Source organism: Thermacetogenium phaeum DSM 12270, assembly GCF_000305935.1.
Lineage (GTDB): Bacteria > Bacillota > DSM-12270 > Thermacetogeniales > Thermacetogeniaceae > Thermacetogenium > Thermacetogenium phaeum.
The window spans coordinates 2,399,737-2,424,427 of sequence record NC_018870.1 but is presented as its reverse complement, the minus strand read 5'-3'; the positions used below and the strand labels follow the sequence as shown (position 1 = coordinate 2,424,427).

At 56.0% G+C, this 24,691-nt stretch carries 25 protein-coding genes; 23 read left to right on the top strand and 2 right to left on the bottom strand.

From position 1 onward, the window contains the following. Positions 1-92 precede the first annotated feature (92 nt). The 18 genes from TPH_RS11945 (at position 93) to fni (ending at position 16,492) form a co-directional block, all read left to right on the top strand. Positions 93-755 (top strand): RraA family protein, encoded by a 663-nt coding sequence (locus tag TPH_RS11945; RefSeq protein WP_015051452.1) that lies wholly within the window; start codon positions 93-95, stop codon positions 753-755. A 43-nt stretch (positions 756-798) separates the two neighbouring features. Further along, a complete protein-coding gene (locus tag TPH_RS11940) occupies positions 799-1,440 on the top strand; it encodes a 4-carboxy-4-hydroxy-2-oxoadipate aldolase/oxaloacetate decarboxylase (protein WP_015051451.1) in 642 nt (213 codons plus the stop codon). A 33-nt stretch (positions 1,441-1,473) separates the two neighbouring features. Further along, positions 1,474-2,148, top strand: a complete 675-nt coding sequence (locus tag TPH_RS11935) for an RraA family protein (RefSeq protein WP_015051450.1) — start codon at positions 1,474-1,476, stop codon at positions 2,146-2,148. 122 nt (positions 2,149-2,270) lie between these two features. Then, the gene (locus tag TPH_RS11930; RefSeq protein WP_015051449.1) at positions 2,271-3,491 is read left to right on the top strand and encodes an aconitase X; all 1,221 of its coding nucleotides are present in this window, start codon (positions 2,271-2,273) and stop codon (positions 3,489-3,491) included. After that, positions 3,488-3,895, top strand: coding sequence for an aconitase X swivel domain-containing protein (locus tag TPH_RS11925; protein ID WP_015051448.1), 408 nt, complete (start codon positions 3,488-3,490; stop codon positions 3,893-3,895). The genes TPH_RS11930 and TPH_RS11925 overlap by 4 nt, the downstream gene beginning before the upstream one ends. A 274-nt stretch (positions 3,896-4,169) precedes the next feature. After that, the gene (locus TPH_RS11920) at positions 4,170-4,823 is read left to right on the top strand and encodes a GntR family transcriptional regulator (protein ID WP_015051447.1); all 654 of its coding nucleotides are present in this window, start codon (positions 4,170-4,172) and stop codon (positions 4,821-4,823) included. A gap of 205 nt (positions 4,824-5,028) precedes the next feature. Further along, on the top strand, positions 5,029-6,222 hold the full coding sequence (locus TPH_RS11915; RefSeq protein WP_015051446.1) for a 4Fe-4S binding protein: 1,194 nt from the start codon (positions 5,029-5,031) through the stop codon (positions 6,220-6,222). Positions 6,223-6,291: 69 nt separating this feature from the next. Further along, positions 6,292-7,635 carry a UbiD family decarboxylase gene (locus tag TPH_RS11910; RefSeq protein ID WP_015051445.1) on the top strand — a complete coding sequence of 448 codons (1,344 nt, stop codon included), beginning with the start codon at positions 6,292-6,294 and terminating at the stop codon, positions 7,633-7,635. 160 nt (positions 7,636-7,795) lie between these two features. Next, complete coding sequence (locus TPH_RS11905; protein WP_015051444.1) at positions 7,796-8,839, top strand: TRAP transporter substrate-binding protein; 1,044 nt, start codon at positions 7,796-7,798, stop codon at positions 8,837-8,839. Between the two features lie 56 nt (positions 8,840-8,895). Continuing rightward, positions 8,896-9,453: a TRAP transporter small permease gene (locus tag TPH_RS11900; protein WP_028991315.1), complete on the top strand. Its 558-nt coding sequence runs from the start codon at positions 8,896-8,898 to the stop codon at positions 9,451-9,453. Further along, the gene (locus TPH_RS11895; protein ID WP_015051442.1) at positions 9,438-10,700 is read left to right on the top strand and encodes a TRAP transporter large permease; all 1,263 of its coding nucleotides are present in this window, start codon (positions 9,438-9,440) and stop codon (positions 10,698-10,700) included. Before TPH_RS11900 ends, TPH_RS11895 begins: the two co-directional genes overlap by 16 nt. A gap of 201 nt (positions 10,701-10,901) precedes the next feature. Next, positions 10,902-11,816 carry a DMT family transporter gene (locus tag TPH_RS11890; RefSeq protein WP_015051441.1) on the top strand — a complete coding sequence of 305 codons (915 nt, stop codon included), beginning with the start codon at positions 10,902-10,904 and terminating at the stop codon, positions 11,814-11,816. A 54-nt stretch (positions 11,817-11,870) separates the two neighbouring features. After that, positions 11,871-12,467: a UbiX family flavin prenyltransferase gene (locus TPH_RS11885; protein WP_015051440.1), complete on the top strand. Its 597-nt coding sequence runs from the start codon at positions 11,871-11,873 to the stop codon at positions 12,465-12,467. A 107-nt stretch (positions 12,468-12,574) separates the two neighbouring features. Then, positions 12,575-13,678 (top strand): transketolase C-terminal domain-containing protein, encoded by a 1,104-nt coding sequence (locus TPH_RS11880; protein ID WP_015051439.1) that lies wholly within the window; start codon positions 12,575-12,577, stop codon positions 13,676-13,678. A gap of 2 nt (positions 13,679-13,680) precedes the next feature. After that, complete coding sequence (locus TPH_RS11875) at positions 13,681-14,448, top strand: thiamine pyrophosphate-dependent enzyme (RefSeq protein ID WP_015051438.1); 768 nt, start codon at positions 13,681-13,683, stop codon at positions 14,446-14,448. Between the two features lie 3 nt (positions 14,449-14,451). Next, entirely contained in the window at positions 14,452-15,024 is a 573-nt protein-coding gene (locus tag TPH_RS11870) for a 2-oxoacid:acceptor oxidoreductase family protein (RefSeq protein WP_015051437.1), read from the top strand. Continuing rightward, entirely contained in the window at positions 15,025-15,300 is a 276-nt protein-coding gene (locus TPH_RS11865) for an ATP-binding protein (RefSeq protein ID WP_015051436.1), read from the top strand. A 64-nt stretch (positions 15,301-15,364) separates the two neighbouring features. Then, on the top strand, positions 15,365-16,492 hold the full coding sequence (gene fni / locus TPH_RS11860; protein WP_049886129.1) for a type 2 isopentenyl-diphosphate Delta-isomerase: 1,128 nt from the start codon (positions 15,365-15,367) through the stop codon (positions 16,490-16,492). 12 nt (positions 16,493-16,504) lie between these two features. On the opposite strand, the gene TPH_RS11855 is transcribed toward fni, so the two are convergent. Both TPH_RS11855 and TPH_RS11850 read right to left on the bottom strand, forming a co-directional pair. Continuing rightward, a complete protein-coding gene (locus TPH_RS11855; RefSeq protein ID WP_028991316.1) occupies positions 16,505-16,810 on the bottom strand; it encodes an MBL fold metallo-hydrolase in 306 nt (101 codons plus the stop codon). 114 nt (positions 16,811-16,924) lie between these two features. After that, positions 16,925-18,595, bottom strand: a complete 1,671-nt coding sequence (locus TPH_RS11850) for an IS1634 family transposase (RefSeq protein WP_081578674.1) — start codon at positions 18,593-18,595, stop codon at positions 16,925-16,927. Positions 18,596-18,867: 272 nt separating this feature from the next. On the opposite strand from TPH_RS11850, the gene TPH_RS11845 reads away from it, so the two are divergent. From TPH_RS11845 to TPH_RS11825, 5 genes are all read left to right on the top strand, one after another. After that, on the top strand, positions 18,868-19,080 hold the full coding sequence (locus tag TPH_RS11845) for a hypothetical protein (protein WP_015051433.1): 213 nt from the start codon (positions 18,868-18,870) through the stop codon (positions 19,078-19,080). An 81-nt stretch (positions 19,081-19,161) separates the two neighbouring features. Next, positions 19,162-20,571 (top strand): phenylacetate--CoA ligase family protein, encoded by a 1,410-nt coding sequence (locus TPH_RS11840; RefSeq protein WP_015051432.1) that lies wholly within the window; start codon positions 19,162-19,164, stop codon positions 20,569-20,571. Positions 20,572-20,863: 292 nt separating this feature from the next. After that, positions 20,864-22,645 (top strand): thiamine pyrophosphate-dependent enzyme, encoded by a 1,782-nt coding sequence (locus TPH_RS11835; RefSeq protein ID WP_015051431.1) that lies wholly within the window; start codon positions 20,864-20,866, stop codon positions 22,643-22,645. Beyond that, on the top strand, positions 22,645-23,229 hold the full coding sequence (locus tag TPH_RS11830; RefSeq protein ID WP_015051430.1) for an indolepyruvate oxidoreductase subunit beta: 585 nt from the start codon (positions 22,645-22,647) through the stop codon (positions 23,227-23,229). Before TPH_RS11835 ends, TPH_RS11830 begins: the two co-directional genes overlap by 1 nt. 214 nt (positions 23,230-23,443) lie before the next feature. Then, positions 23,444-24,685 (top strand): RtcB family protein, encoded by a 1,242-nt coding sequence (locus tag TPH_RS11825; RefSeq protein ID WP_015051429.1) that lies wholly within the window; start codon positions 23,444-23,446, stop codon positions 24,683-24,685. Positions 24,686-24,691: the final 6 nt, after the last annotated feature.

Below are 24,691 nucleotides of genomic sequence, written 5' to 3'. Positions count from 1 at the left end.
GGAGCTTTGTATGAGGGGACTGCCCCGGGCAGGATGAACCTTTGAGACATGCCCAAAGCCGATGAGAAATATGATCACGGGAGATGATTAGATTGCCGTTGGATGAGCGGTATCGCCAACGTCTCGAAAGGCTGTCGACAACCAATGTTGCGGATGCGCTCGATGCCCTCGGGCTTAAAGGGGCCACCTACGGAATTCGGCCGATCTGGGAGGGTGCGTCCAAAATCGTGGGAAAAGCGGTTACCGTAAAGCTTACGGCCGCCGGGTTGACCAAGAGCAAGCATCACCTGGGGGTGAAGGCCATTGAGGCCGCAGAGCCGGGGGATGTCATCGTAGTCGACAACGGAGGGCGTCTGGATACTTCGTGCTGGGGGGGAATCCTGGCAAACGGTGCCCAGATGAAGGGCGTTTCCGGAGTGGTGATCGACGGCGCCTGCCGTGATGTCGATGATTACGTCGCAATCAAGTTCCCGGTTTACGCTCGGGGCTCGGTTGTGGCTACGGCCAGAGGAAGGATCATGGAGGAGGCCACCAACGTTCTGATCCAGTTCGGCGGTGTTCAGGTCCGTCCGGGAGATGTGGTTATCGCCGACCGCAGCGGGGTCGTCATCATACCCCAGGAGAGGCTCGACGAAGTGGTGGAGAAGGCCGAAGAACTCTTCGAAAAAGAGGAGAGCATGATCGCCGAGATCCGTGCCGGGCGTTCTATGCTGGAAGTAGACACCAAGTATAACTATGAAAAAATGCTGAAATAGAGAAGGTTACTTTCAAGCAATAACGGCCAAGGAAGTGTTGAGAATGTCGTTGAGTCGGGAAGATATCCAGAGTTTTATGAAGCTGCCGACGGGTAATGTCTGTGATGCCAACGGTAAGAGCGGAAACATGGACCCAGCGATCAAACCGATTGATCCCAAAACCAAAATGGCCGGCCCTGCGGTGACCGTGCGCTGTCAGCCCGGAGATAACCTGACGATACACAAGGCAATTTATGAGGCGGAGCCGGGATCGGTTCTGGTGATCGATGCCCATGCCTACGTCGGGGCGGGGCCGTTCGGGGAAATCATGGCCATCGCCTGCCAGGAGAGAGGGCTTGCCGGTGTGGTTATCGACGGCGCCTGCCGTGATTCCGGCGATATTGAAGAGCTGGGGTTGCCTCTCTTCTGTCGGGCCTTTAATCCAGGAGGTACGGTCAAGGAGAGCGTGGGCACCATCAACGAAGTGATCCAGTGCGGAGGGGTTGTCGTCAGACCAGGTGACATTGTCGTAGGGGATCGCGACGGCGTGGTTGTCGTGCCCCGGGAGAAGGCCGGGGAGGTTTTGGAGCGGGCCAGGGGGATAGCTGCCAGGGAGGAGAAGGTAAGGGAACTGCTCCGCCAGGGAAAGACCACTCTGGAGATATACGGGTTCGACAAGCTGCTGCAGATGAAAAGCTCTAAATAACTTCTTTCAAAACTTTTTAAAGGAGGGAGTCTAATGGCTGCAAGTGTCGGAAAAACGGATCCGGATCTCATTAAGGCTTTCAAAGAACTGGATACGACCAGCGTTTCCGATGCTCTTGACAGATTGGGAATTAGCGGAGGTTTATTGGGTATTAAGCCGATTGTTCCCGGTGTCACCATGTGCGGGCCGGCCTTTACAGTGCATTACGTTCCCTGCGGCGTGGTTAAGGGAACTGTGGGGGACTTCCTGGATGACGTCGAGCCGGGGCAGGTTGTCGTGATTGACAACGCCGGACGGGAATACTGCACCGTTTGGGGTGACCTGATGTCGCTGACCGCATCCCGCAAAGGGGTCGCCGGTACGGTTATCGACGGGGTCTGCAGGGATATAAGCGGTATTCGTGAGCTGCGTTATCCTATCTTTACCAAGGGCTTTTATATGGTGACCGGCAAGGACCGGGTTCAGGTAGATGCTGTTAATGTGCCGGTGGCGATTTCCGGAGTGCTGGTCAAACCCGGAGATATCATGCTCGGCGACGACACCGGAGTTGTGGTTATACCCCAGGAGAAAGCCGCTGAAGTATTGGATGTAGCCAGGGAGATAGCCGAAAAAGAAGAGATTATTGTCCGGGAAGTAAAAAACGGGGCTACGCTGCGTGAGGCGCGATCCCGGGTAGGGTACCACAATTTACAAACACGCCGCAAATAATGTCAGCTACAAATGTGTGAGCTAATAGCAAGAAGAGTTGCACAGTAATCGAAAATCGTATTTAGTCATTGCCACTAATCTGTCAGACGCGGCATATAAGAACAGGTCAAAGGGGAGCAAAGATGCAGTTAACCGACGAAGAGAAGAGGATGCTTGACGGTGAGTACGGCGAGGTAGTTCGGAAATCCCTGAAGATACTGGTAGCTCTGGGTGAGATCTACGGCGCCGAAAGAATGCTGAAGATCAAGAATGTCCATTCTCCCGGCGTATCCTACCGGGTCGCGGGAGATGCTGGTTTGAACTTTGTGAAGGATGCCAGCAGGGAGGGGCGCTTCACGATCCCGGTGACCCTCAACACCATCGGGATCGATTCTGAGCGCTGGGAAGAACTGGAGTATCACTTTCCGCGGTGCTTTGCCCTAAAACAGATCGAACTGCTTGACGCCTACCAGAAAATGGGAGCAATAGCTACCTATACCTGTGCCCCATACTTGACGGGCAACATTCCGGCCATGGGAGAGCACATTGCCTGGGGTGAATCCTCTGCGGTAGCTTATGTCAACTCGGTAGTCGGGGCGCGCACCAACAGAGAGGGTGGCCCCAGCGCACTGGCGGCTGCCGTAACGGGAAGGGTCCCGGAGTACGGTTTTCATCTCGAAGAAAACCGCAAAGGGAAATACCTGATCAGGGTTGACATGGAGTTGAAAACTGACAAAGATTATGCTGTTCTCGGTTACTTTGCCGGCCGGATAGCGGGAAGGGATGTTCCCGTCTTTGAGGGGATCAAATGGCGACCCACGTTGGAAAACCTCAAGGCCTTGAGTGCAGCCATCGCTTCATCTGGTGCAGTAGCCCTTTATCACATAGTGGGAGTCACACCGGAAGCACCGACTGCGGATGCGGTTATCGGGAAGCAGGAGCCCATTATATTCGGGCGCAAGGAATATCGAGAAGTCGTTGAAAAATTCACCATTAACGGTGATGTGGACTTTGTGGTTATCGGTTGCCCTCACTGTTCGATAGTGGAAATCGGTAAGGTGGCCCGGCTCCTTGAGGGGAAAAAAGTGAAGGCGGAGTTCTGGGTTTGTACGGCCAGGCAGACCAAGGTCCTGGCAGACAAAATGGGGTTGACGGAGATAATTGAAAAAGCCGGAGCGAGAATTATTTGCGATACCTGTCCGGTGCTGGCGCCGACGAGCACCAAAGGCTATAAGAAGCTGCTGACGAATTCTGGAAAGCTTGCCCATTACGCTCCGGGGCTTTGGAACTTGAAGACGGGGCTTCTGGAGATCGAAGAGTGTGTTGATGCGGCGATTAAGGGATACTGGAGTGGTAAGGCATGATCACAAAGGTCTTGACAGGTCGTAAAATCGTTGAAGGCACAGCCGAAGGTGAAGCGCTGGTGACCAGAGATCCCATCTCCTTCATGGGCAGTATCAACCCCAAAACCGGTTATGTGATTGAGAGAGGCCATGAAATTGAGGGGCAGTGCCTGAAAGGGAAGATCCTGGTCTTTCCGTCGGCGAAGGGTTCCACAGGCGGTTCCTATATGCTCTATGACCTTGTCAGAAACGGGGTTGGTCCTACAGGTATCGTTAATGCCGAAGCTGATTCGGTCGTGGTGATCGGGGCTATAGTTGCCGATTTGCCGATGGTCGATCGCATCAACATCGCAGAAATAGAGACCGGAGACCACCTGATAATTGACGGAGAAAGGGGTATTGTGAAGGTTATCAGAGAGAAATGAGGCAATAAAGCTATTTGTTGGGCCAGGTTGCCGGGTAGCGGTAAGCTTGTGGCAATTGGAAAATGACGCTTGAGATGGCGACCGGCCGGATGTAACAGCCTGTTGGGGGGAGCTCAATATGGGTTAAAAGTGAGTTTGCTGAGCAGGAAATTAATAAAAAACGATGTAAATCATTAAATGATAATCACTTATTAACAATTTTTCATGAGTTATGCCTACTCGGCAGTAACAAGCTTAAGGCTTGTCATTACGTCACAAGCGCAGGTGAAAGAGGATGGTTGTTAGAGATACTCGGCAGCAGAAGGCTTATGAATACCTGTACAACGCCATCGTTACCAACAAGTTGCCACCGGGGGTGGCGATAGCCGAACAGGAGATCTCCAATGTACTGGGGATCAGCAGGACTCCCGTACGGGAGGCCCTGAAGCAGTTGGAGGCGGAGGGATTGGTCCGGCACATTCCGCTGCGGGGTACTTTTGTTGAGGAAATTACCACACAGGACCTGGAGGAGATCTTTGCGCTGCGGGAGACGCTGGAAGTCCTGGCGTTGAAGACGGCGATCAACGATATTACCGACGAGGAGCTATATGAAATAGAGATCCTGTTGCGTTCATTAGAGTACGATAGTTCCAATGAAAAGTTTTACGACAGCGATCGCAGACTGCATGACCTGATCGTCAAGCACGGAGGCAACCGCCGCCTGGCTCAAATTCTCAATAACCTTAATTCCCAAATGGAAAGGCTGCGCCATATCGCCGCCATGAAACCGCACAGGCTCCAGCAGTCCAAGCAGGAGCACCTAGAAATTGTAGCTGCTCTCAAGATGCGTGATCTCGAAGAGGCCGAGCGGCTGTTGAGGCAGCACCTTAGGAATGTTAAGGAGAGCACAATTGAGGTGTGTAGAAAGACGTCGGAGGTATTCCGCTAGGGGGCAGGATTTTTTACTTCCAATTGTATACAAGGGGTATGTTGGCAGTATATACATAGTATAACTGCTGTATTATTGTCGTACCCCTGCAGATAAATTCAGCTGTGGAGGTGGTAGCAGGAGAGCAAAGGGTCGTCGGAGGGATGAGTTCTTATTACAAAGCTATCCAATTTTAAGTTTAGATTTTTAATAAGGAGGAAGAGACATGGCGGATCTGAGTGTAGAAGTAGCGGGAGTAAAGTTTAAGAATCCGGTGATATTGGCATCGGCGACACCGACGATGGACAGGTATGGGATGAAGAGGGGTATTGACGGAGGTGCGGCGGGAGCCATAGCGAAGTCGCTGTTTGGCGAGAGTGGTAAACTGGGGCGGAAATTTCCGCGGCCGCGGTTCAAACTGTTTGACTACAAAGATTACCCGGGGTATCCGAACGAACTGCCGCACGCCTTCACCCTGCACTCGCTGGAAGAGTGCTCGCACTATGGGTACGAAGAGTACATGGACGACATCAACAAAGCGAAGGACATGGTAGGAGACGAAGGGGTAATCATGGCCAGCCTATCGGGTGCGACCATGGACGAATGGGAGGCCATGTGCAAGATGGTCAATGAGACCAAAGCGGACTGGGTAGAACTGAACGTCTCCTGCCCCTTTGCGGCGGACATGGGAGTGAAGATGGGAGCTGGGGCGGTAGAACTCTGTCCTGAGATCACCAAACTGTGTGCCGGGATACTGAAGAAACCGTTCAGCGTGAAGATTTCGCCGCAGGCAGCGGATCCGGTAGCGATAGCGGAAGAAGTGGAGAAAGCGGGAGCGATGGCGGTCAATCTTTCGGCCCGCTTATCGGGGATCATGATTGACATTGAGACGGCCAGGCCGATTGGTCCCGGAGCCATGGGAGGCTGGGGAGGGCCCTACCTCATCGGCTACGGGCTGAAGATAGTGAGCCAGGCGGCGAGGAGGCTGAACATTCCGATCATAGCCGGATTGGGAGTATGGGACTGGCAGGACATCATCCGCTACACAATGGTAGGGGCCAGTCTGGTGCAGTCTGGTGCGGGGATCATGCTGCAGGGTTACAACATCAGCAAGAAGTGGGTAGAGAACATCAACGCCTGGCTGGACAGCAAGGGCTACAGCTCGCTGGACGAGATTCGGGGGGTGGCGCTGCCGAACATACTGAAGACGAGAGACATCGAGAGGGAGCCGGAAGGGGTACATGCGGTAGTAGACTTCAAGAAGTGCAACAAATGCGGTACCTGCATCAGGAGCTGCTTCTATGCTGCCATCAAGCTGACGAAAGCGGGAGCGATAGTCAACCCCGAGGTATGCGATGGCTGCGGAATGTGCATGGAAGTCTGCCCGCAGAACGCCGTCTCCATGAGCAAGGGCAAATAGTTAAACTGTTAATGTCGTGCAACCCAATATTAGTTAGGGTAGTACCAATTATATAAGGAGGATTAATGGATGTACGATCTCAGGTCATTTTTGAAGTCACTGGAAAATAATAGTGAGCATCTGGTCAGGGTGAAAAAAGAGGTCGCTCCGAAGTTCGAGGCTACCGGTGTGCTCCAGAAGCTGGAGGAGCAGCGGAAGTATCCTGCAGTTTTATTCGAAAAAGTTAAGGATTCAGATATCCCCGTGGTCAGCAACCTTTTTGCGGACCGTGAGCGCATTGCCATGGCCTTCGGCACGACAGGGGAAGACCTGAACAGGGTGCTGCGGGAAAGGGAAGCCAATCCCCTGGAGCCGGTAATGGTTGAAGATGCCCCTGTGCAGGAAGTCGTCTGGACCGGGGATCAGGTCGATTTGACCAAACTGCCGCTGTTCACCCATAACGAAAAGGACGCCGGGCCGTACATCACCGCCGGTATGCTGGTTGGCAAGGACCCGGAGACGGGTATCCGCAACGTGGGTATTTACAGGCATATGCTGCAGGGTAAAAACCAGATCGGCATTCACCTGGCTGAGACCGGTCATGGACGCCTGATCTTCGACAAGTACATGGACAGGGGAGAGCCGGAGCCTGTGGCCATAACCATAGGCCATCACCCCCTTGTCTACATGGGAGCGCTCAGTTTTGTGCCGTACGGTGTGGACGAGTACACCATTATGGGCGGTTATATGCAGGAGCCGCTGCGCCTGGTAAAATGCAAGACCGTTGATTTAGAGGTTCCGGCGGATGCCGAGATTGTTCTCGAGGGAATGATCTACCCGGGAGATACGGCGATGGACGGGCCCTTCGGGGAATACACCACCGTTTACGGCAAGGTCAGGGAAAACCCGTTTATCAGGATCACTGCCATAACCATGCGCAAGAACCCGATCTACCTGGATGTTTTCTCCGGCCACATCGATCACCAACTCCTCGGTGGGACGCCGCGGTTGAGCACCATCTACCGGACCGTCCGGGCCGCCTGCCCAACGGTGAAGGATGTTTATATGCCTCCGTCCGGCTGCTGCCGTTTCACCTGCTATATCAGCATCAAGAAGCGGCATGAAGGGGAAGCCAAGAACGCTATCGCCGCAGCTATCGGCGCCGATCCGTTCATTAAGTTGTGTGTGGTTGTCGACGATGATGTGGACATCTTCAATGATTCCGCCGTGCTGCTGGCGCTAAGCACCCGTTTAAGACCGCAGGGCAACGTCTTCGTCATCCCGAACGCCAAGACCAATGCTCTCGACCCGACCTGCACCAATGAGCTGCTGGTGACCAAGATCGGCATCGACGCCACCAAGCCGCTCGAGGGGTGGCCGGAAACCGTCAATGTGCCCGGAGCAAAGGATCTGGATCTGTCGCAGTATCTGTAATAAGAGCCGTTCAACCCGGGAAGAGCGACCTTTGGCCGCTGCTTCCCTCCCCTTTTATAGGGGGGCTGCAATAGGAGCACTGAGTGGGATAGGGGTGCAAGAGTTGCCTGCCAACAGGTAAAGCATTTTATAAAAATAAAAAAAGAAGGGGGTTAACCCAGTGCCGAAAAAGGTGTTTACCTGGTTCGTCTTTCCTGTCCTGTTGATCTTTGCCGTAGTTGTTTTTCTCGGCGGTTGCAGTCAGGGTCAGAACGAGTCAAAAGGCGGAACGAATGACGGCGGTAAAAAGGTTGTAATGAGGGTTGCCACTCCGACGACCAATGATCCGCAAACTCACGAGATGGAACTATTCAAGGAAGTTGTTGAGAAGAAGAGCAACGGCAGGATAGAGGTGCAGCTTTACCCGTCTTGTCAGTTGGGAAGCAACGCCCAGATGCTGCAGGGGCTGCAGGCCGGGACCATTCACGGTCTGTTGGAACCCACGGCTTTCCTGGGAGGCTTTTGTGATGTTTTGACTGTCGTCGACCTGCCCTACTTTTTCCCCGACGTCTGGACGGCGACGGAAATGCTCAACGGGCCGGCAGGCGATGATTTGCGCAGTTACCTGGAGGAACGCGGTCTGGTGGCCGCCAGTTTTTACTCCTACGGTGACCGCGTTTTACTCCTGAAATTCCCCGTCGACAGCATGGATTCGTTTAAAGGGAAAAAGGTCCGCATCATGGGAGCAAAGGTGCTGATCGATGAAATCAACAGCTGGGGTGGTACCGGGGTTCCGATGGATGTGCCGGAATTGTACACGGCACTGCAGCAGGGAGCTATTGACGGATTGGAAAGCGCTCCACAGTTCTTCTGGATGGGGAAATACTACGAAGTGGCCAAATACATCTTTTACGAACCGAAAGGTGCCGAGGTTACAATATTTATGATGAACAAGAAGTGGCTTGAAGGGCTTCCCTCCGACTTAAGGGAGATCATCCTGGAGAGCGCCAAGGAAATCCAGCCCAATGCTGAGAAGTTTGCCAGGGAGCTGCAGCAGAAAGCCCTCGATGATATGAAGGCGGCAGGAGTGCAGGTAATCGAAGCCTCTCCCCAGCTGAGAGCCCAGCTTGAAGAAGCAAGCAAGGTGGTCCACGAGACGTTTTTGAAGGATAACCCGGACGCCAAACCGATCTATGAGAGTCTCAAGAAAGCGATAGGTAGTTAATTTCAGCCGCGGGGTGGCCGGTCTCCAAAGCCGGCCACCCCGCAGGCAGTCAGCGGATGGCAATTTACTTTAAAGGAGCGAAGAAATCTGTGGTCCAGCTGCGAAAGCATCTCCGAAGGATATTAACATGCCTGGATAGCATTTCTGGCGTCTTACTGCTGGTATGTACCGCAAGCGCTTTTATTAATGTTGTCGCCCGCTATGTCTTCAGCAGGCCTTTCGTCTGGGGGGAAGAGGTCAGCGTTTTGGCCCTGGTCTGGATGGTCTATCTCTCCCAGGGGCTGCTGGAAAATGACAATGAACAGCTGGCGATGACCGCCCTATACCGGGCATTGGGGGAAAAGGTCAGACGTGCCGTTGACGTGTTGAGGTGTGCGGTAACCGTTTTTCTGAGCGGGTATCTCCTCTACGCCGGAATGGTCATCGTGATGCGCAACGGGGAATTAAATATGACCACCCAAGCGATCGGTTTCCCCTTGTGGATCGCCTACCTGGTCATCCCTCTGGCGCTCGCCTGCATGATAATGGCGAGACTGGTGCATCCCATCACTGATGCCCCTGCAGCGGAGGTCGTCGGGATGAAGGAGGATGAGGGCACATGTTCTGGGGTATAGCCATCCTCATAATCTGCATTGTTATGGGCCTGCCCATTTATGTCGGTCTTCTGGGAGCCGGGCTGTACATCCTGCTGATAGTGCAGCAGATCCCGATCGATATGGTCATCACAGGGCTGTACGACGGTGTCGCCAAGTTCACTTTGACGGCGGTCCCCTTTTTCCTGTTGGCCGGGTCCTTCATGGAAAAGAGTTCTTTTGCGGACAGGCTGGTGAAGAGTTTTACGCCCTGGCTGGTTAAGGTAAGGGGCGGGATTCCGATCGCCGCCATTCTTGCCAACGAGCTTTTCGGTGCCATGTCCGGTTCGGCTCCGGCGGCTGCGGGTACTATAGGAAGGGTTATGTTTCCTGTTGTTTCGAAGAGCAACAGCGAAAAGTTCGCGCTTGGTATGTTCGCCTCTGCAGGCGCCCTGGCCATCGTCATGCCGCCGAGCATTAATATGATCCTGTTCGCGACGGCAACCAATGCCTCCATCGGAGCCCTGTTTCTGGCCGGGGTGGTGCCCGCTATCATTATCGGCGTCTGCCTGTGCAGTTACATCTGGTTTGTGAGCAAGCCCGCAGGTCAAGATGTCAAGTTTGATCTCAAATACGCTGCCAAAATGACATTAAAGGGACTGCCGGTGTTGATACTCCCCGTTATCGTGCTGGGCGGGATCTACAAAGGGGCATTTACCCCGACCGAGGCGGGAGCGGTCTCGGCAGTTTACGCTTTCCTGCTGCCGTTCCTCTTTTACAAGGAGCTGAAACCTCCTGTGATAAAGGAATGTATCAAGGACACAACCAAACTAACCGGGCAGATCTTTATTCTGATAGCTGCCAGCACGGTCTTCTCCCAGGCGCTGGCGATGGCCCAGGTGCCGGAGATGCTGAAGCAGGCCTTAAACGGGCTGAGCCCGCTTATGTTCCTGATGCTTCTGAACGTTATTTTGATAATCGTCGGCTGCTTTTTCGATCCCACGTCGGCAGTGCTGGTCCTGGCGCCTGTCGTGGCACCGGTAGCGGCTTCACTGGGGATCGATCTCCTGCATCTCGGGATCGTCTTTACGGTGAACCTGGCCATCGGTATGTTCACGCCGCCGTTCGGCTTGAATTTGTATGTAATCCAAAGTATTTTCAAGAGGCGTTTGGAGGATATTGCCAGGGCGGTCCCGCCCTTCTTTGTCGTGTTTATTATAGCCTTGATCATCATCACATACTTCCCGCAGCTGTACCTCTGGCTGCCGAAGATGTCGATGGTGCAGTAGGGATGCTATTAGCAACCTGCTTTGAATTTGAGGTACAATAATATCTGTTTTAGGGGGTACACTCGTGGCGCCGGCTTTTGGATGTACATGATCAGCGAGATCTAGCCAGGCCCAAGTCGATTCGAGTTTTTGAGGGCGCAGATGGTAAATTCTCACTAGCTGAGTAACTTAACTAATAACAGAGGTAAAGGGGAGCTACTCGTGCTTGGTGCCTATCTCATGCTGTTGGGTGTATCCCTTATCTGGAGTACAAACTTTATTATCGGAAAGGCCCTGGCGGCATCCGTACCCCCGTTTACCATAATGGCCTGCCGTGCCTTGCTGGCGTCCATAATTTTGGGCGGCTGGCTGCTGTCCAGGCGCAGGAAGCTCCCTCCTGCAGGTAGTTTTGTGCAGTTTTTGATTTTAGGCTTAACCGGTGTGTTTTTGTTCAACAGCCTTATCTATACCAGTTTGCGCTACACCAGCGCCGTTAATGCCACAATTATCAATGCTTTTTGCCCGATTGTGACGATATTTATGGGCGTTCTTATGCTGAGCGAAAAGGTTTCTATGCAACAGTATCTGGGAGCTTTGATATCCTTAGCCGGCATTTTTTTGATAGCCAGTCACGGCTCCTGGGCAAACATCGTTAATCTGTCGTTCAACAATGGAGACCTGATCGTCCTGGCGGATACCGTTATCTGGGCGTTTTTTTCGGTTTACGGGAAAAAGGTGATGCAAACAACAGGCCCGATGGAAACCGTTGCTTACAGCACGCTGGCGGCGCTGCCATTTTGTCTGATTGCCGCTGCTCTGGAATTGAGGGACTATAATTTTGCCGCTTTAACCTGGCCTGTGGTTTCAGGGATGCTGTATCTCGGACTGTTTGCTTCTGTTATCGCTTTAATCTGGTGGTACACGGGGATCCACCGTCTCGGAGTTGCCGTTGCCGCAATTTTCTACAACCTGATACCTGTTTTCGCCATGGTTATCGCGGCTCTGTTCCTCCGGGAAGAGATTCACTATTATCAGTTGATCGGGTGTTTTTTCGTGCTCATCGGCATCGTCCTTTCCTCTCAGAATAAGAAAGAGCAATTGCCGGAGAGGGTGGATGGTGCCGGGGCAAAATCATAGTATGCCGGTATCAATGGGTGGGCAAAAGATATCACTTTCAAAAGGAGAGGCGAGATGGCAAAAAAAAGGTTGATCGTTGCCATAACCGGCGCTACCGGAGCGATCTACGGGATCAGAACGCTCGAGGCTCTGCGCGATAGCGAAGGGGTGGAGACCCATCTCGTTATGAGCCGCTGGGCCGAGAAGACGATATCCCTGGAAACGCCTTATCAACCGGAGCAGGTTATGAAGATGGCCGACTACTGCTATGATGTGGAGGATGTCGGAGCACGCATTGCAAGCGGTTCCTTTCCTGTTTCCGGAATGGTGATCGTCCCCTGCAGTATGAAAACCGTCGCCGCCGTTGCGCACGGCTATACGGATAACCTGGTGGCCCGGGCTGCCGATGTCATTTTGAAGGAGCGGCGCCGCCTTATCCTCGTAGCCAGGGAGACCCCGTTGAACGAGATCCATCTTGAGAACCTGCTCAAGCTGACCAGGGCCGGCGCGATCATTGTTCCCCCGGTGCCGGCTTTCTATAACAGGCCGCAAACCATTGATGATCTGGTCATGCATCTCGTAAGCAGGATTCTGGATCTTCTGGAGATACCCAACAACTACACGCGGCGCTGGGGTGAATTGGTGGAAATCAAGTCCGAACAGGGACTGTGATAGATTTCGGATGGAGCACCGCAGTGAGTGCAGGTTGCATGAATTAAAAAGCTCTATCTGACCCTTGTTGTTCTTCTCTATTCCAAGTACAAAGAGGTGGATTCTTTATGGATTCCAAACCTGTCGAAGGGGAGCGCAAGGTCTTTATGACCGGGAACGAGGCGGTGGCCTGGGCTGCCCTGGCCGCCGGAGCCGAGATCATGTACGGCTACCCGATCACCCCGCAAAACGAGATCATGCAGTACTGGACGAGGCTCGCCCCGCGCTACAAGAGGAAGTTTCTGCAGACTGAGGACGAGCTGTCTGCCGGGTTCACCACGATTGGCGGTGTGCTCTCGGGCAAGCGCGCCTTCACCGCCACCGCCGGGCCGGGGAACGTGCTGATGCAGGAACCGATGTCGATGGCGGAAGCCATGCGCATCCCTACAGTCGTTGTCATTCAGCAGCGCGGTGGCCCATCCACCGCTACGGTGATCTACTCCCAGCAGGAGGTTACCCTCACCTGCTACGGCGGCAACGGGGAGGGGCTGCGGGTTGTCTATTCAACATCGTCGCACCAGGAGCTTTATGACTACACGATTAAGGCCTTCAACACGGCCTGGAAGTACCGTTTTCCCACATTCGTGCTTTCCGACGGCTACCAGGCCAAGATGAGGGAATCGTTGTATATCTACGATCCCGTCGCCCGCGGCATAGAGATGGTTCCTACGGAACCCTTTCTCGGCCGATCCGGGACCCCCGGGGTGGACAGGCCCCCGGCCCATCTCCGCAACACCTACAACGTCGAGGAGGAGCTGCTGGAGGTCCTGGAACGGGATATAGAGGAGTATGAAAAAGCCGCTCCTGAGATAATGGAATATGACACCTTTAATACCGACGGTGCCGATCTGCTGGTCATAGCCCACGGCGTTGTCTTCCGTTCCGCCGCCATGGCAGTTCAAGAAATGGCTGCAGAGGGCAAGAAAATCGGCTACTTCCGGCCGATTACTTTAAGGCCTTTTCCTAAAGAGCAGCTGCGTCAGGCGGCCGCCCAGGCGAAGCAGCTGTTGGTTGTGGAATCTGCCTACGGCCAGCTCCTGAAAATCGTCCGGGATAACCTCTACGGCATGGATGTGCCCATCAAGACCCTGCTCAAGCCCGGTGTCGGCCTGACTCCCGAGGAAATCGGCGAGCTTGCCGTTGTGCTCTTGAGCGGAAAGGAGTGCGACTAGGAGTGCAGGTAACGGAGAAGCTGATCGTAGAGCCTAAGATGCCTAAAAGCTGGAACCGGGCATCCAAGCCCCACAAGTTCTGCCCCGGATGCGGCCACGGGCTGGTTCTCAAAGCGCTCGGTGAGGCAATAGACGAGCTGGGGATCCAGGACCGGGTGGTGTTTGGATGCGATATCGGATGCTCCCTTTTGTCCTGGGACTTTTTCAATGTCGATACCGTCCAGACCCATCACGGGAGAACAACACCCGTTATGGTCGGGATCAAGCGGGCCAATCCGGAGCTTATCACCATCGCCTACATGGGGGACGGAGGCGGCTACGCCATCGGTTCCCAGCACCTGGTCAACGCCGCCAACCGGAATGATCTGATAACGGTGATCCTGGTCAACAACACCGTCTACGCCATGACCGGTGGACAGATGGCACCTACCACCATGCCCGATCAGAAGACGGAGACCACTCCCTACGGGCGGGATATCAAGGATGCCGGCTACCCGATGCTCGGCCCCGAGATGGTGGCGGCCATTTCCCATGAGGGGGCGTATGTCGCCAGGGGGACCATCGCCAGGTTCCGCCAGCTGAAGAAATACATCATGAAGGCCCTGGTGAACCAGATGACCGGCAGAGGTTTCTCCTTCGTCGAGGCCCTCTCCACCTGCCCCACCAACTGGCGCACCAATGCTGAGAAGACCTGGGACTTCGTGGAAAACGTCATGCCCCGGTATTTCCCTACCGGCGAATTCCGGGTCACCGGCGGGAGGGAGGAGTAAGAGATGGGTAAGACAGTCAAGATCGTCCTTGCCGGGGAAGGCGGTCAGGGTGTGCAGTCGGTAGCCCAGATCCTCACGGATGCCGCCGCTCTGGAAGGCAAAGAGATCCTCTATATCCCCAACTTTGGAGTCGAGCAGAGGGGTGGCGTCTCCATCGCCTATGTCCAGATCGGAGATGAGAGGATCGGTGCGCCCAAGTTCAAGACCGGGGATATCGTCATCGCCCTCAGCGATCGGGCGGTGCGCCGGATCAGGATGCATTCCGGCCCCTCGACTCTCTTTGTCTATGATTCCAGCATCCAAGGCGTAGAGAACGACCTCCCCCAAAATGCCAGGAAGATCCTGGTGATCCCCGCTCTGGAGACCGCCAACAAGGAACTGCACCCGCGGGTGTTTAACGTCCTGATCATGGGCGCCGTCATCGGAGCAACGGGAGTAACCACGGTGGAGAAGGCCAAAGAGGCCATCGAGAACAGGCTCGGTTACAAGTTCGAAAAAGACCCCGACCTCCGGGAGCTCAACTTCCGCGCCCTGGAGAAGGGTGTCGCCATGGTGGCGGAAATGGGGGTGCAATAAATGGAGCAGCAGACAGCGGCCGGCTACTCGCATAAGGCTTTCAGCACCGAAGTAGGCAAGGGAAAGGCGTTGTTTACCATCTTTGCGGGGCTCTGTAAGGGGTGCGGCCTCTGCAGGGAAAAGTGCCCTGAGCGCGCCCTGGAGTGGTCGCATAACCTGGGTGTGTACGGGACGCCGACGGTTGCTCCCACTGCCGAACTCTGTAAGGCCTGCCGCATCTGTGAGCAGGTCTGCCCCGACTGTGCGATTGCTATTACGAGGTTAAAAAGGGATTGAGTTTTGACGCAGAAGACGCCGCTGAGGCGTGAGATTTTAAAAAAATTCTCCCGGGGTGTTGACCTTGAACGGTTCAAAAGATGTGGAAAAGATCATTGCCAGGCGTAAAAGCCAGCATGTAGAAATTGCTCTCCGAGAGGACGTAGAATACCGCTTTCCAGGCTCCGGTTTTGATGATTTTCAGCTTGAGCATTGTGCCCTTCCGGAGATTGCCCTCTCGGAAATCGACACCTCGGGAGTATTTCTCAACAAAACCATTTCCATGCCCCTGCTCATCTCTCCCATTACCGGAGGCACCGAGGATACCTTTCCGATCGTTAAGGCCCTGGCGGAGATCGCCCAGGAAAAGAAGTTGGCCCTTAGTGTGGGCTCCCAGCGCATCGCTCTGGAACACGCCTCCTGTGAGAATTATTTTGGCATCAGAAAATCCGCTCCCGATGTGCCTCTGCTCGCCAATCTCGGGGCGGTTCAGTTGAACTACGGCCTCAATGCCGGGCATTGCCAGAAAGCGGTGGACATGCTGGAAGCCGATGCCCTGGTCCTCCATTTGAATCCCCTTCACGAATGCCTGCAGCAGGAGGGGAACACGGATTTTGGAAACCTTCTCCCCAAAATAGAGGAGGTCGTCAAGTCGCTGTCCGTGCCGGTGATCGTCAAAGAGGTGGGTTTCGGCATCTCCGCGGAGGTTGCCCGGAAGCTGGCGGCGATTGGTGTTTACGCTGTTGACATTGCCGGATCGGGAGGAACCTGCTGGCCGCTGATCGAGGCCCGCAGGGCGCAGTCTGAAGAAGGGAAACAACTGGCCGCTGCCTTTGTTTCCTGGGGATTGCCGACCGCCCATTTGCTCCATGAGTACAGGAAGAACCGACACCTGGTGCAGGTTCCGGTTATTGCCAGCGGTGGCATCCGGAGCGGCATCGATATCGCCAAATCCATTGCCATGGGGGCCTCGCTGGCCGGTATCGGACTGCCTTTCTTGAGAGCTGCGGCGGCCGGAGTCGAGGAACTGGCTGCGCTCGTTGAGCGGCTGAGAAGGGAACTGGTTGTGGCGATGTTCTGCGCCGGGGCCAGGAATATCCGGGAATTGAGCCGCACCAGGGTTATCCCTGTCAACAGGGGACTGCGGGAGGATCCCGCGACAGGTGGTAACCCCGGCGGAGGCGGCTTAAAAGGTGATGGGGAGCTTTCATAGCTCCCCATCACCTTATATATTCTTCTCCGCTGCATCAAAGTCCACTGCATCAAAGCCCCCGTTTGTTCCTTGTCTATTGGGGCAGGGTGATCCTCTCCTTCCTTTCTTGCACGGCCAGCTCGAGCTCCTGCAGTTCCTTATCCTCGCATTCTGCGGATCGATGGTATTGAGCGGCACCAGGGGGTTGCGGTAGTTGGGGAGGCGCAGTTCCCGGTTCCCCTGGAACAATCCGCAGTCCACCACCAGCCTCAACCGCTCCGTTTCCAAAAGGAAACAGGAGCCCGTTACGGTGCAGGCTTTAACGATTTTCCGGGCCAATACCTTTAAAATCTAGGAAAAATTAATCCGGAGTTCGACAGTCCATAGACAAACAGAAGGCCGGAAGCCGCATGGGACACAGAATTCAGTGAATATGTTTTTAAAGGTGTGTTACTAGGCGTTTTTCTTAGCTGTGGGGTTAATGGAGAAGAGAAGTGGCGGTTCTTTGACGGCTAACGCCTTGAATATCTGCTTCTGAGCAGGGGTGGTTTCGGTCCGCTGCCGTACCTGACCGGCTGTTCCGCTGAACTCTCCCAGCTGCATTCTCTGCAGGGTGGCCCTGAGGCTGCACCAGGTTTGCCCCGTTCTGTTCTCGGCAATCCTGATCAGCAAGAGCGCCAGCCAGCAGAGGAGCACATGGGAGCGGATGCGGTCTTCCAGGCGGTGGTAGACCGGGCGCAGCTCCAACCGGGACTTAAGGGTACGAAAGGCGTCTTCCACCAGCAGCAGCTGTTTGTAGCCCAGGGCGACATCTTCGGCGGAGAGGGTGTCGTCCGAGGTGCGCAGCAGGTATTTGCCGTCGAGTTTTTCTTCTTCCCTGATCTTGGCCCGGTCGATCTTCGGCAGGCTGCGGGAGTCCAGCTTCAGGTAGCGGCCGTAGACCGGATGGGCCATGAGTTCGCAGACTGCTTTGGCATGTGTCTTAATATGGGGAAGCTGTTCCTCCAGTTCCTTGATAATTTTTTCCCGCCTGGCTTTGTCCCGGGCAGCCTCTTCGGGGTTGCGCACCAGGATGTAGCGCTCCCTGGCCTCGCCGTTTCCGACGACGATCTCCTTGACTTCCAGGTTGTCCCGCACCGTCTGGTAGCGGCCTCCCCGCTTTAAGGCTTGCACGGTATTTTCCTTGCCGCTGCGCAGCTTCTCCCCGGCTATGTAGTGACCTCCCGCCCGCTGCAGGCAGCGCAGGTTGTCTTCGGAGTTGAACCCCCGGTCCAGCACGGTGATGACCCGGCCCAGCTTCCAGCCTATGAGGTCCTTCTTTACCTGTTCGACCACAGAGATGTCGGCGGTGTTGCCCGGCCACACCCAGCAGCGCACCGGGATGCCGTCCCTGGTGACGGCCAGGCCGATCACGGCCTGCGGCAGATCCGGCCGGTGGTCCTTGGAGTGCCCCCGGCGCCGCAGTCCGCCATCCTCATCTTCGTCCTCGATCTCAAAGTAGGTGGAGGTGGTGTCGAAGTAAAGGATGTCTACTTCCAGGTTGAGCAGGTTGGCCACGGAGTAATAAACCTGCTTCTGCAGTTCGGCTTCGTTCTCCAGAAGAAAGTCCATCGCCCGGTAGAGCTGCTGCAGGGGTATTTCCTCTACGCCCGGGATCACGGCGTCCTCTTTCACCCATTCTTCCACTCCGCGCTTGGACATGGGATCAAGGGCGCGGTTCGCTGCCATGGCAAAGATGGCTCTTTCTACCGGGGTCTTGTACTGCCGCTTCTTGAGCAGGGTTTCAAGTACGCCTTTGATCCCCAGCTCTTCCCAGAGCCTGTCCAGGACCCAGGCTCCTCCCAGTGGACGGCTGGTGATAAATTTGAGGGGTGCTGCACCTGTTTCCGCTTCATAACGCAGGGTCTCCCCGGGCCCCAGGAACCGGTTGATGCTCTTTACTAGACGCTTTAATGCCTCCCGGTCGACCTCCTCTTCACGCCCGAAGTTGAAGAGCACTTTGGCCTTGGCGCACCTGGCCTGGGGGTCCCATTGATTATGGGCAAGCTGGATGTAGCGGACGACGGAGCCGTCTTTGTTCTTGCGCTGGATGGTTCGGATGTACATGCCCACATTATACCACACATACCATCCATACAACAAGAGATATAACACAAAACGTGTGCCTATGCATTTTTCGCTTTTTCTCCACTCCCAAACCCGCTAACCCTTGATATTAAAGGATCGCTCTTCAAAAATTTCGCTCTGAATGCCTCGGTACTGTCGAACTCCGGTAATAGAAGGGGATTTTGAGAGGCCGGTTGCCGTTAAGGGGGCGGAGCTGCTCCGGGGCAGATAAGAAAGAGGTTTCCCGCGCAAAATAAGCACAAAATAAGAGAGTTTAAGGGGGTACAGCTATGAACGCGGAGATGAACCGGAACGAAATGATCGGCAGGATCGTGGATTTTGTGAGAGAACACGGGGAATCCCAGGCCACCGTGGCCGTTTGTCGCAGGGTTCTCGGCTACTACCCGGAGCAATTCGACTCCAAGACGCTGTCTCAGCTGCGTGCAAGCCTGGCAAAAGCCGGGCAGGAGGAGGTCGAATCCTGTTATTACCTGATCATGTAGGGAAACCCATTGACAGGAAAGCCTGGTTCATGCTATAAAGGAAAAAAATGAACAGCGCAGCTTGAGACGAGGGGAGAGCAGTTGAGGAGAGCTGAGCAAAGCTTCGAGTGGAGTTTCAGCGGACGGATGAGCCGGGCTTTGCAGGCCCGGTTTTATTTTGTCAGGGGAGAGGAGGTGCCCGGGCCGGCCGCAGTTCGGTCCGGTGTCAGGATGGCCAAAAGTCTAACGGAACGTACTCTGATCGATTTTGAGAAGCTCCAGAACTCCCAGTTTCCGGCCCTGCGGAAGGTGCTGGAGCTCGTCTACGACAAGAGCAGCTTTTACAGGGATAAGCTGTCGGCGGCGGGGATCAGGCCGGAGGACATTCGCACCCCGGAGGATTTTGCCCGTGTACCCTTTACGGTGAAGCAGGAGCTGCGTCAGTACCCCATCGAGTACCTGCGGTCGGCCGACGAGGAGGAGATCGTCAGGATCCACGCCTCATCAGGTACCACCGGCAAGCCCATCATCATCCCCTATACGAGAAATGATGTGGATACCTTTGCCGAGTTGATGGCCCGCTGTCTGCGCTATGCTGGTGTGGGAAGGCGCGACCGCGTTCAGATAACCCCGGGCTACGGGCTCTGGACTGCCGGGATCGGCTTTCAGGCAGGTACGGAGAGGCTCGGGGCGATGGCCATTCCCATGGGGCCGGGGAACACCGAGAAGCAGCTGGAGATGATGGTGGACCTGAAGTCCACGGTCATCATCGGCACGGCATCTTACGGGCTCCTGCTGGCAGAGGAGATCGCCAAAAGGGGTTTAAGGGACCGCATCTCTCTGCGGATCGGCATCTTCGGTTCGGAGCGCTGGGGGGAGAAGATGCGGCAGCGCATTTCATCCATCCTGAACATCGATATCTTCGATATTTACGGGTTAACCGAGATCTACGGCCCCGGCATCGGCATCGACTGCCCCTGCCACGCCGGTATTCACTACTGGAGCGATTGCCTTTACTTTGAGATCATCGACCCGGATACCGGGGAGGTCCTCCCCCCCGGTAGGGAAGGCGAACTGGTCATCACTACCCTGACTAAAGAAGGGATGCCGTTGGTGCGTTACCGCACCAGGGATATCACCCGCATCCTCCCGGAGGCCTGCCCCTGCGGCAGCCCCTACCCCATGATCGACCGGATCCTGGGGCGCAGCGACGAGTCCTTCAAGGTCAAAGGGGTGCTGGTCTTCCCCGGGCAGATTGATGACGCCTTAAAACTCACCCCGGGAGCAAGTAGCGAGTACCAGGTGATTCTTTCCCGCCGGAACGGGAAGGATGCCATCCTCATCCGGGTGGAGGGGGAGCCGGGGGCGGACCCGGTAGAAACGGCGGCAGCCTGCAGGAGGAACATCAAGAGGGTGATCGGGATCCAGGCCGACGTCGAGATCGTTCCCTGCGGCAGCCTCCCCAGAAGTGAGAAGAAGACGAAGAGGGTCTTCGACCGGAGAGAGGTCTGATCCTTTGGGAGTTACCCTTCTTCTCTAAAGTGCCCGAGGGGGGCGAAGGGTAAGAAAAACGATTGGTTTTCCTCTCAGGACCCGGACGGGTAAGTCCGGGTCTTGATTCATTTAGGGGGAAGATACCGGTTACCCTGGCCGGCCGCTGTTAAAGCATACTTAACAAATGCTACGGGGGGCGGAGCTTTAAGGTAGAGGCGGGAGCACATTCACAAAGCGGGTTAAAGGATTCCGCCTCTTCGATGGAGAATTGGTTATTGATGAGGCAGGAAATAAGGAGGGAAGTAGTGAGTTGCAGCAGAAGGTGATTTTATCGGGAAATGAAGCCGTCGCCCGGGGTGCCTGGGAGGCGGGTGTCGGCCTGGGAATCGGCTATCCGGGGACTCCCAGCACGGAGATCGTGGAAGCCCTGGCGGAAATCAAGGGGCCCGAGGTGGCCTGGACGGTCAATGAAAAGGTAGCCCTGGAAGAGGCGTACGGGGCCTGCGTCAGCGGCTGGCGCGCCCTGGTGACCATGAAGCACGTTGGTCTCAATGTGGCCGCAGACCCCCTCTTTACGATAGCCTACATGGGTGTCAACGGCGGCCTGGTGATCGCCGTTGCCGATGACCCGGGGATGCACAGCTCTCAAAACGAACAGGACAACAGGTGGTATGCCCTGCATGCCAAGGTTCCCATGCTGGAGCCGGGCGACAGCCGGGAGTGCCTCCACTTTGCCAGGTTGGCCTTTGAGTTGAGCGAGCGCTATGACGTGCCCTTTCTCCTGCGCCTGGTGACGCGGGTCAGCCACTCCCGGGGGCTTGTGGATATCGATCCGGAGATGGAATACCGGAGGGCACAGCGGCCCTATGAGCGCAATGTTCCGAAATTTGTGGTTCTGCCGGCCCATGCCCGCCAGAGGCGGCTGGTATTGGAGAAAAACCTTGCCAGCCTCTTACGGGATCAGGACGCCCGTTCCGTCAACGTCATGGAGATCACCGGCTCTGAAGTGGGGATCATCACCTCAGGCGCTTCTTACAACTACGTCAAGGAGGCTTACGGGGACAGGTACTCCGTCCTCAAACTGGGGCTCGTCTACCCCCTTGACCGGGAGGTGATCCTGGAGTTTGCCCGCAGGGTGAAAAGGGTTTATGTTGTGGAGGAGCTCGACCCTTATCTGGAGGAGAGCGTCCGCGCCCTCGGGGTTAGCTGCGAAGGCAAGAAGTACATCTCTCCGTTCTTTGAGCTGAACCCCCAGCTGGTGGCCGCCTCCCTCTCCGCAGCCGGGCTGGAACCGGTTGAACCCCTGGATCCTGCAGCGACAGAACCCGCCCCCGGCGTTCCGGCACGCCCGCCCATCCTCTGCGCCGGCTGCCCCCACAGGGCCTTCTTTTACCTGGCCAAGAAGGAAAAGGTGATGGTGGTCGGGGACATCGGCTGTTATACCCTGGGTGCCGCGCCGCCACTGGACGGCATCGACGTTTCCGCCTGTATGGGGGGCGGTTTTTCCATCGCCCTCGGTCTGAGCATGAACTGCCCCGAAGGGGAGAAGGTATTCGGGGTTTTGGGGGATTCCACCTTTTATCATTCCGGGATCACCGGAGCCGTAGACGCCATATTCAACAAGAGGGCAATCGTCCCGGTTGTTCTGGATAACCGGATAACGGCCATGACCGGGCATCAGGAGAACCCGGGGACCGGCCGCAACCTGAGCGGGGAATCGGTCTTCGTTCAGGAACCGGAGCGCATCTTCCGGGCGGTGGGCTTCGACCGGGTGCTAACCGTCAATGCCTACGACCTGAGGGGGATCCGGGAGGCCATCAGGGATGCCAAAACCTCTGCGGACAGTGTGGCCATTGTGATCAAGGCTCCCTGCTGGCTGATCAGGGGTGTCCGGAAAGGCAGCTGCCGGGAGGTTGCGGTGGATTCCTGCAAGAAGTGCAAGAGCTGCCTGCGCCTGGGGTGTCCGGCCATTTCCCTGGACGAAGAGGGGTTCCCGTCCATCGATCCCCTCAGCTGTGCCGGGTGCGGTGTCTGCGAACAGGTCTGCAAGCACGATGCCATCAAAACCAGGGATGAGGAGGGGATGCGGTAATGGGACGGGACACGAGAAGGATCATGTTTGCCGGCGTCGGCGGCCAGGGGATCATTCTGGCCACCAGGGTGCTGGCAGGAGGCTTGATTGCCGCCGGTTATGATGTGAAGAGCTCCGAGGTGCACGGAATGGCCCAGCGGGGGGGAAGCGTCGTCACCCAGCTCAGTTTCGGCACTAAGGTTTACTCCCCCCTGGTGGGAGCGGGTGCCGTTGATATTCTGGTGAGCATGGAGAGGCTGGAGGCCCTGCGCTACGTCCACTTTTTAAAAAGAAACGGCACCCTGCTGGTGAATTTGAAGAAGATCCCCTCCCTGCCGGTCCTGACCGGGTCTGTTGCCTACCCGGAGGATCTGGTCGATCGCCTGAAGGCCTATCCGGTATCCCTTTATCTGGTAGACGCCGATCGGGAGGCGGAAAAGCTGGGGAATATCAGGGTGATGAATATCGTCCTGTTGGGCGGCCTGGTGAAACTGGCCGGCCTGGAGGGCGTCGTCGACTGGCCGGAGGTTATCGCCCGCTCGGTGAAGCCGCAGTACCGGGAGATCAACGTGAGGGCCTTCGAAGCCGGCAAGAGGCTGGTTTAAGCTTATCTCTGGGATTCATTACCGTCACAATTTCCCGCCGACGGGATCCAAAGGGGCGCCTGTGCTGTGCCCCTACCTGTCATCCCTGCGACTCCGTAAAAGGTGTAGCGGCGACAACCGGGGACGGCTGTTCTTTGGTCCGTGGCGTTTGGGCATCTTCCGGGATGGAAGCGGAGGGTACGGCACATAATATGGCAAACAGGGGGGAACTCTCTTGTTTGTTCACTACGATCCGGGCAAACAGCAAAAACCCATCAAAATCTGGCTGGAGGATCTGAGCCAGGTGGATGAGGGGTGCCTGCAGCAGGCGGTCAACCTCTCCAATTTGCCCTTCGTCTATAAGTGGCCGGCCCTGATGCCCGACTGCCATGAGGGGTACGGGATGCCCATCGGGGGGGTCATCGCTACCGAGGGGGTGATTATCCCCAATGCCGTGGGGGTGGACATCGGCTGCGGGATCTGCTTCGTGAGGACCGGTGTCCCCGCATCCATCCTTAAAGAGGTGGATACCGGCGGTAGGGGGAAGCTGATCCAGGCCGTTGTCGAGGAGATCTTGCGCGCCGTTCCTACTGGGTTCGCCCACCACAAGAGGAAGATGCCCTGCTCCGTCCTCGACCGCGTCGGTGACTACCTTTCCGGGGACCTCATGGTGCCGGAGCTGGAGCCGGAGATCGATTCCGGCTATTACCAGGTGGGCACTCTTGGAGGGGGGAACCACTTTATCGAGATCCAGGAGGACGAGCACGGCCGGGCCGGACTGATGGTGCACTCGGGCAGCAGGAACTTCGGCTACAAGATCTGCAACCACTTCAATAAGGTGGCCAGGAACCTCAATGCCCGGATGGGATCGCCGATCCCCCCTTCTTACGATCTGGCCTACCTCCCCGTTGACTCCAGGGAGGGGCGTCAGTACCTGGCCTGGATGCAGCTGGCTCAGGATTTTGCGAAGGAGAACCGCTCTCTCATCATGAAGCGGGTGCAGGAGATCTTCAGCGACTACCTGAGCAGGTATGCCGGGATCCAGGAGGTATCGCTGGAGCCCCCGGTGAACTGCCATCACAACTATGCCTCCCGTGAGCGCCACTACGGGAAGGATCTCTGGGTGCACCGCAAGGGGGCGATCCGTGCCGGACGGGGAGAGATGGGAGTGATCCCCGGAGCGATGGGGAGCTCTTCCTACGTCGTTGAGGGGTTGGGAAACCCGGAGAGCTTTTGTTCCTGCTCCCACGGGGCGGGAAGGCTCTGCTCCCGGAAGAAGGCCAAGGAGACCTACCCGGTCCAGCAGGTCATTGAAGACCTCAAGCAAAGAGGGGTCACCCTGGGGAAGCATAAAAAAGGGGATGTCGCTGAGGAGTGCCGGATGGCCTACAAGGACATCGATTCTGTGCTGGAGCAGGAACGCGACTTGGTGCGCCCGGTTCTGAAGCTTGTCACCATCGGGGTGGTCAAAGGGTGAGGGGTG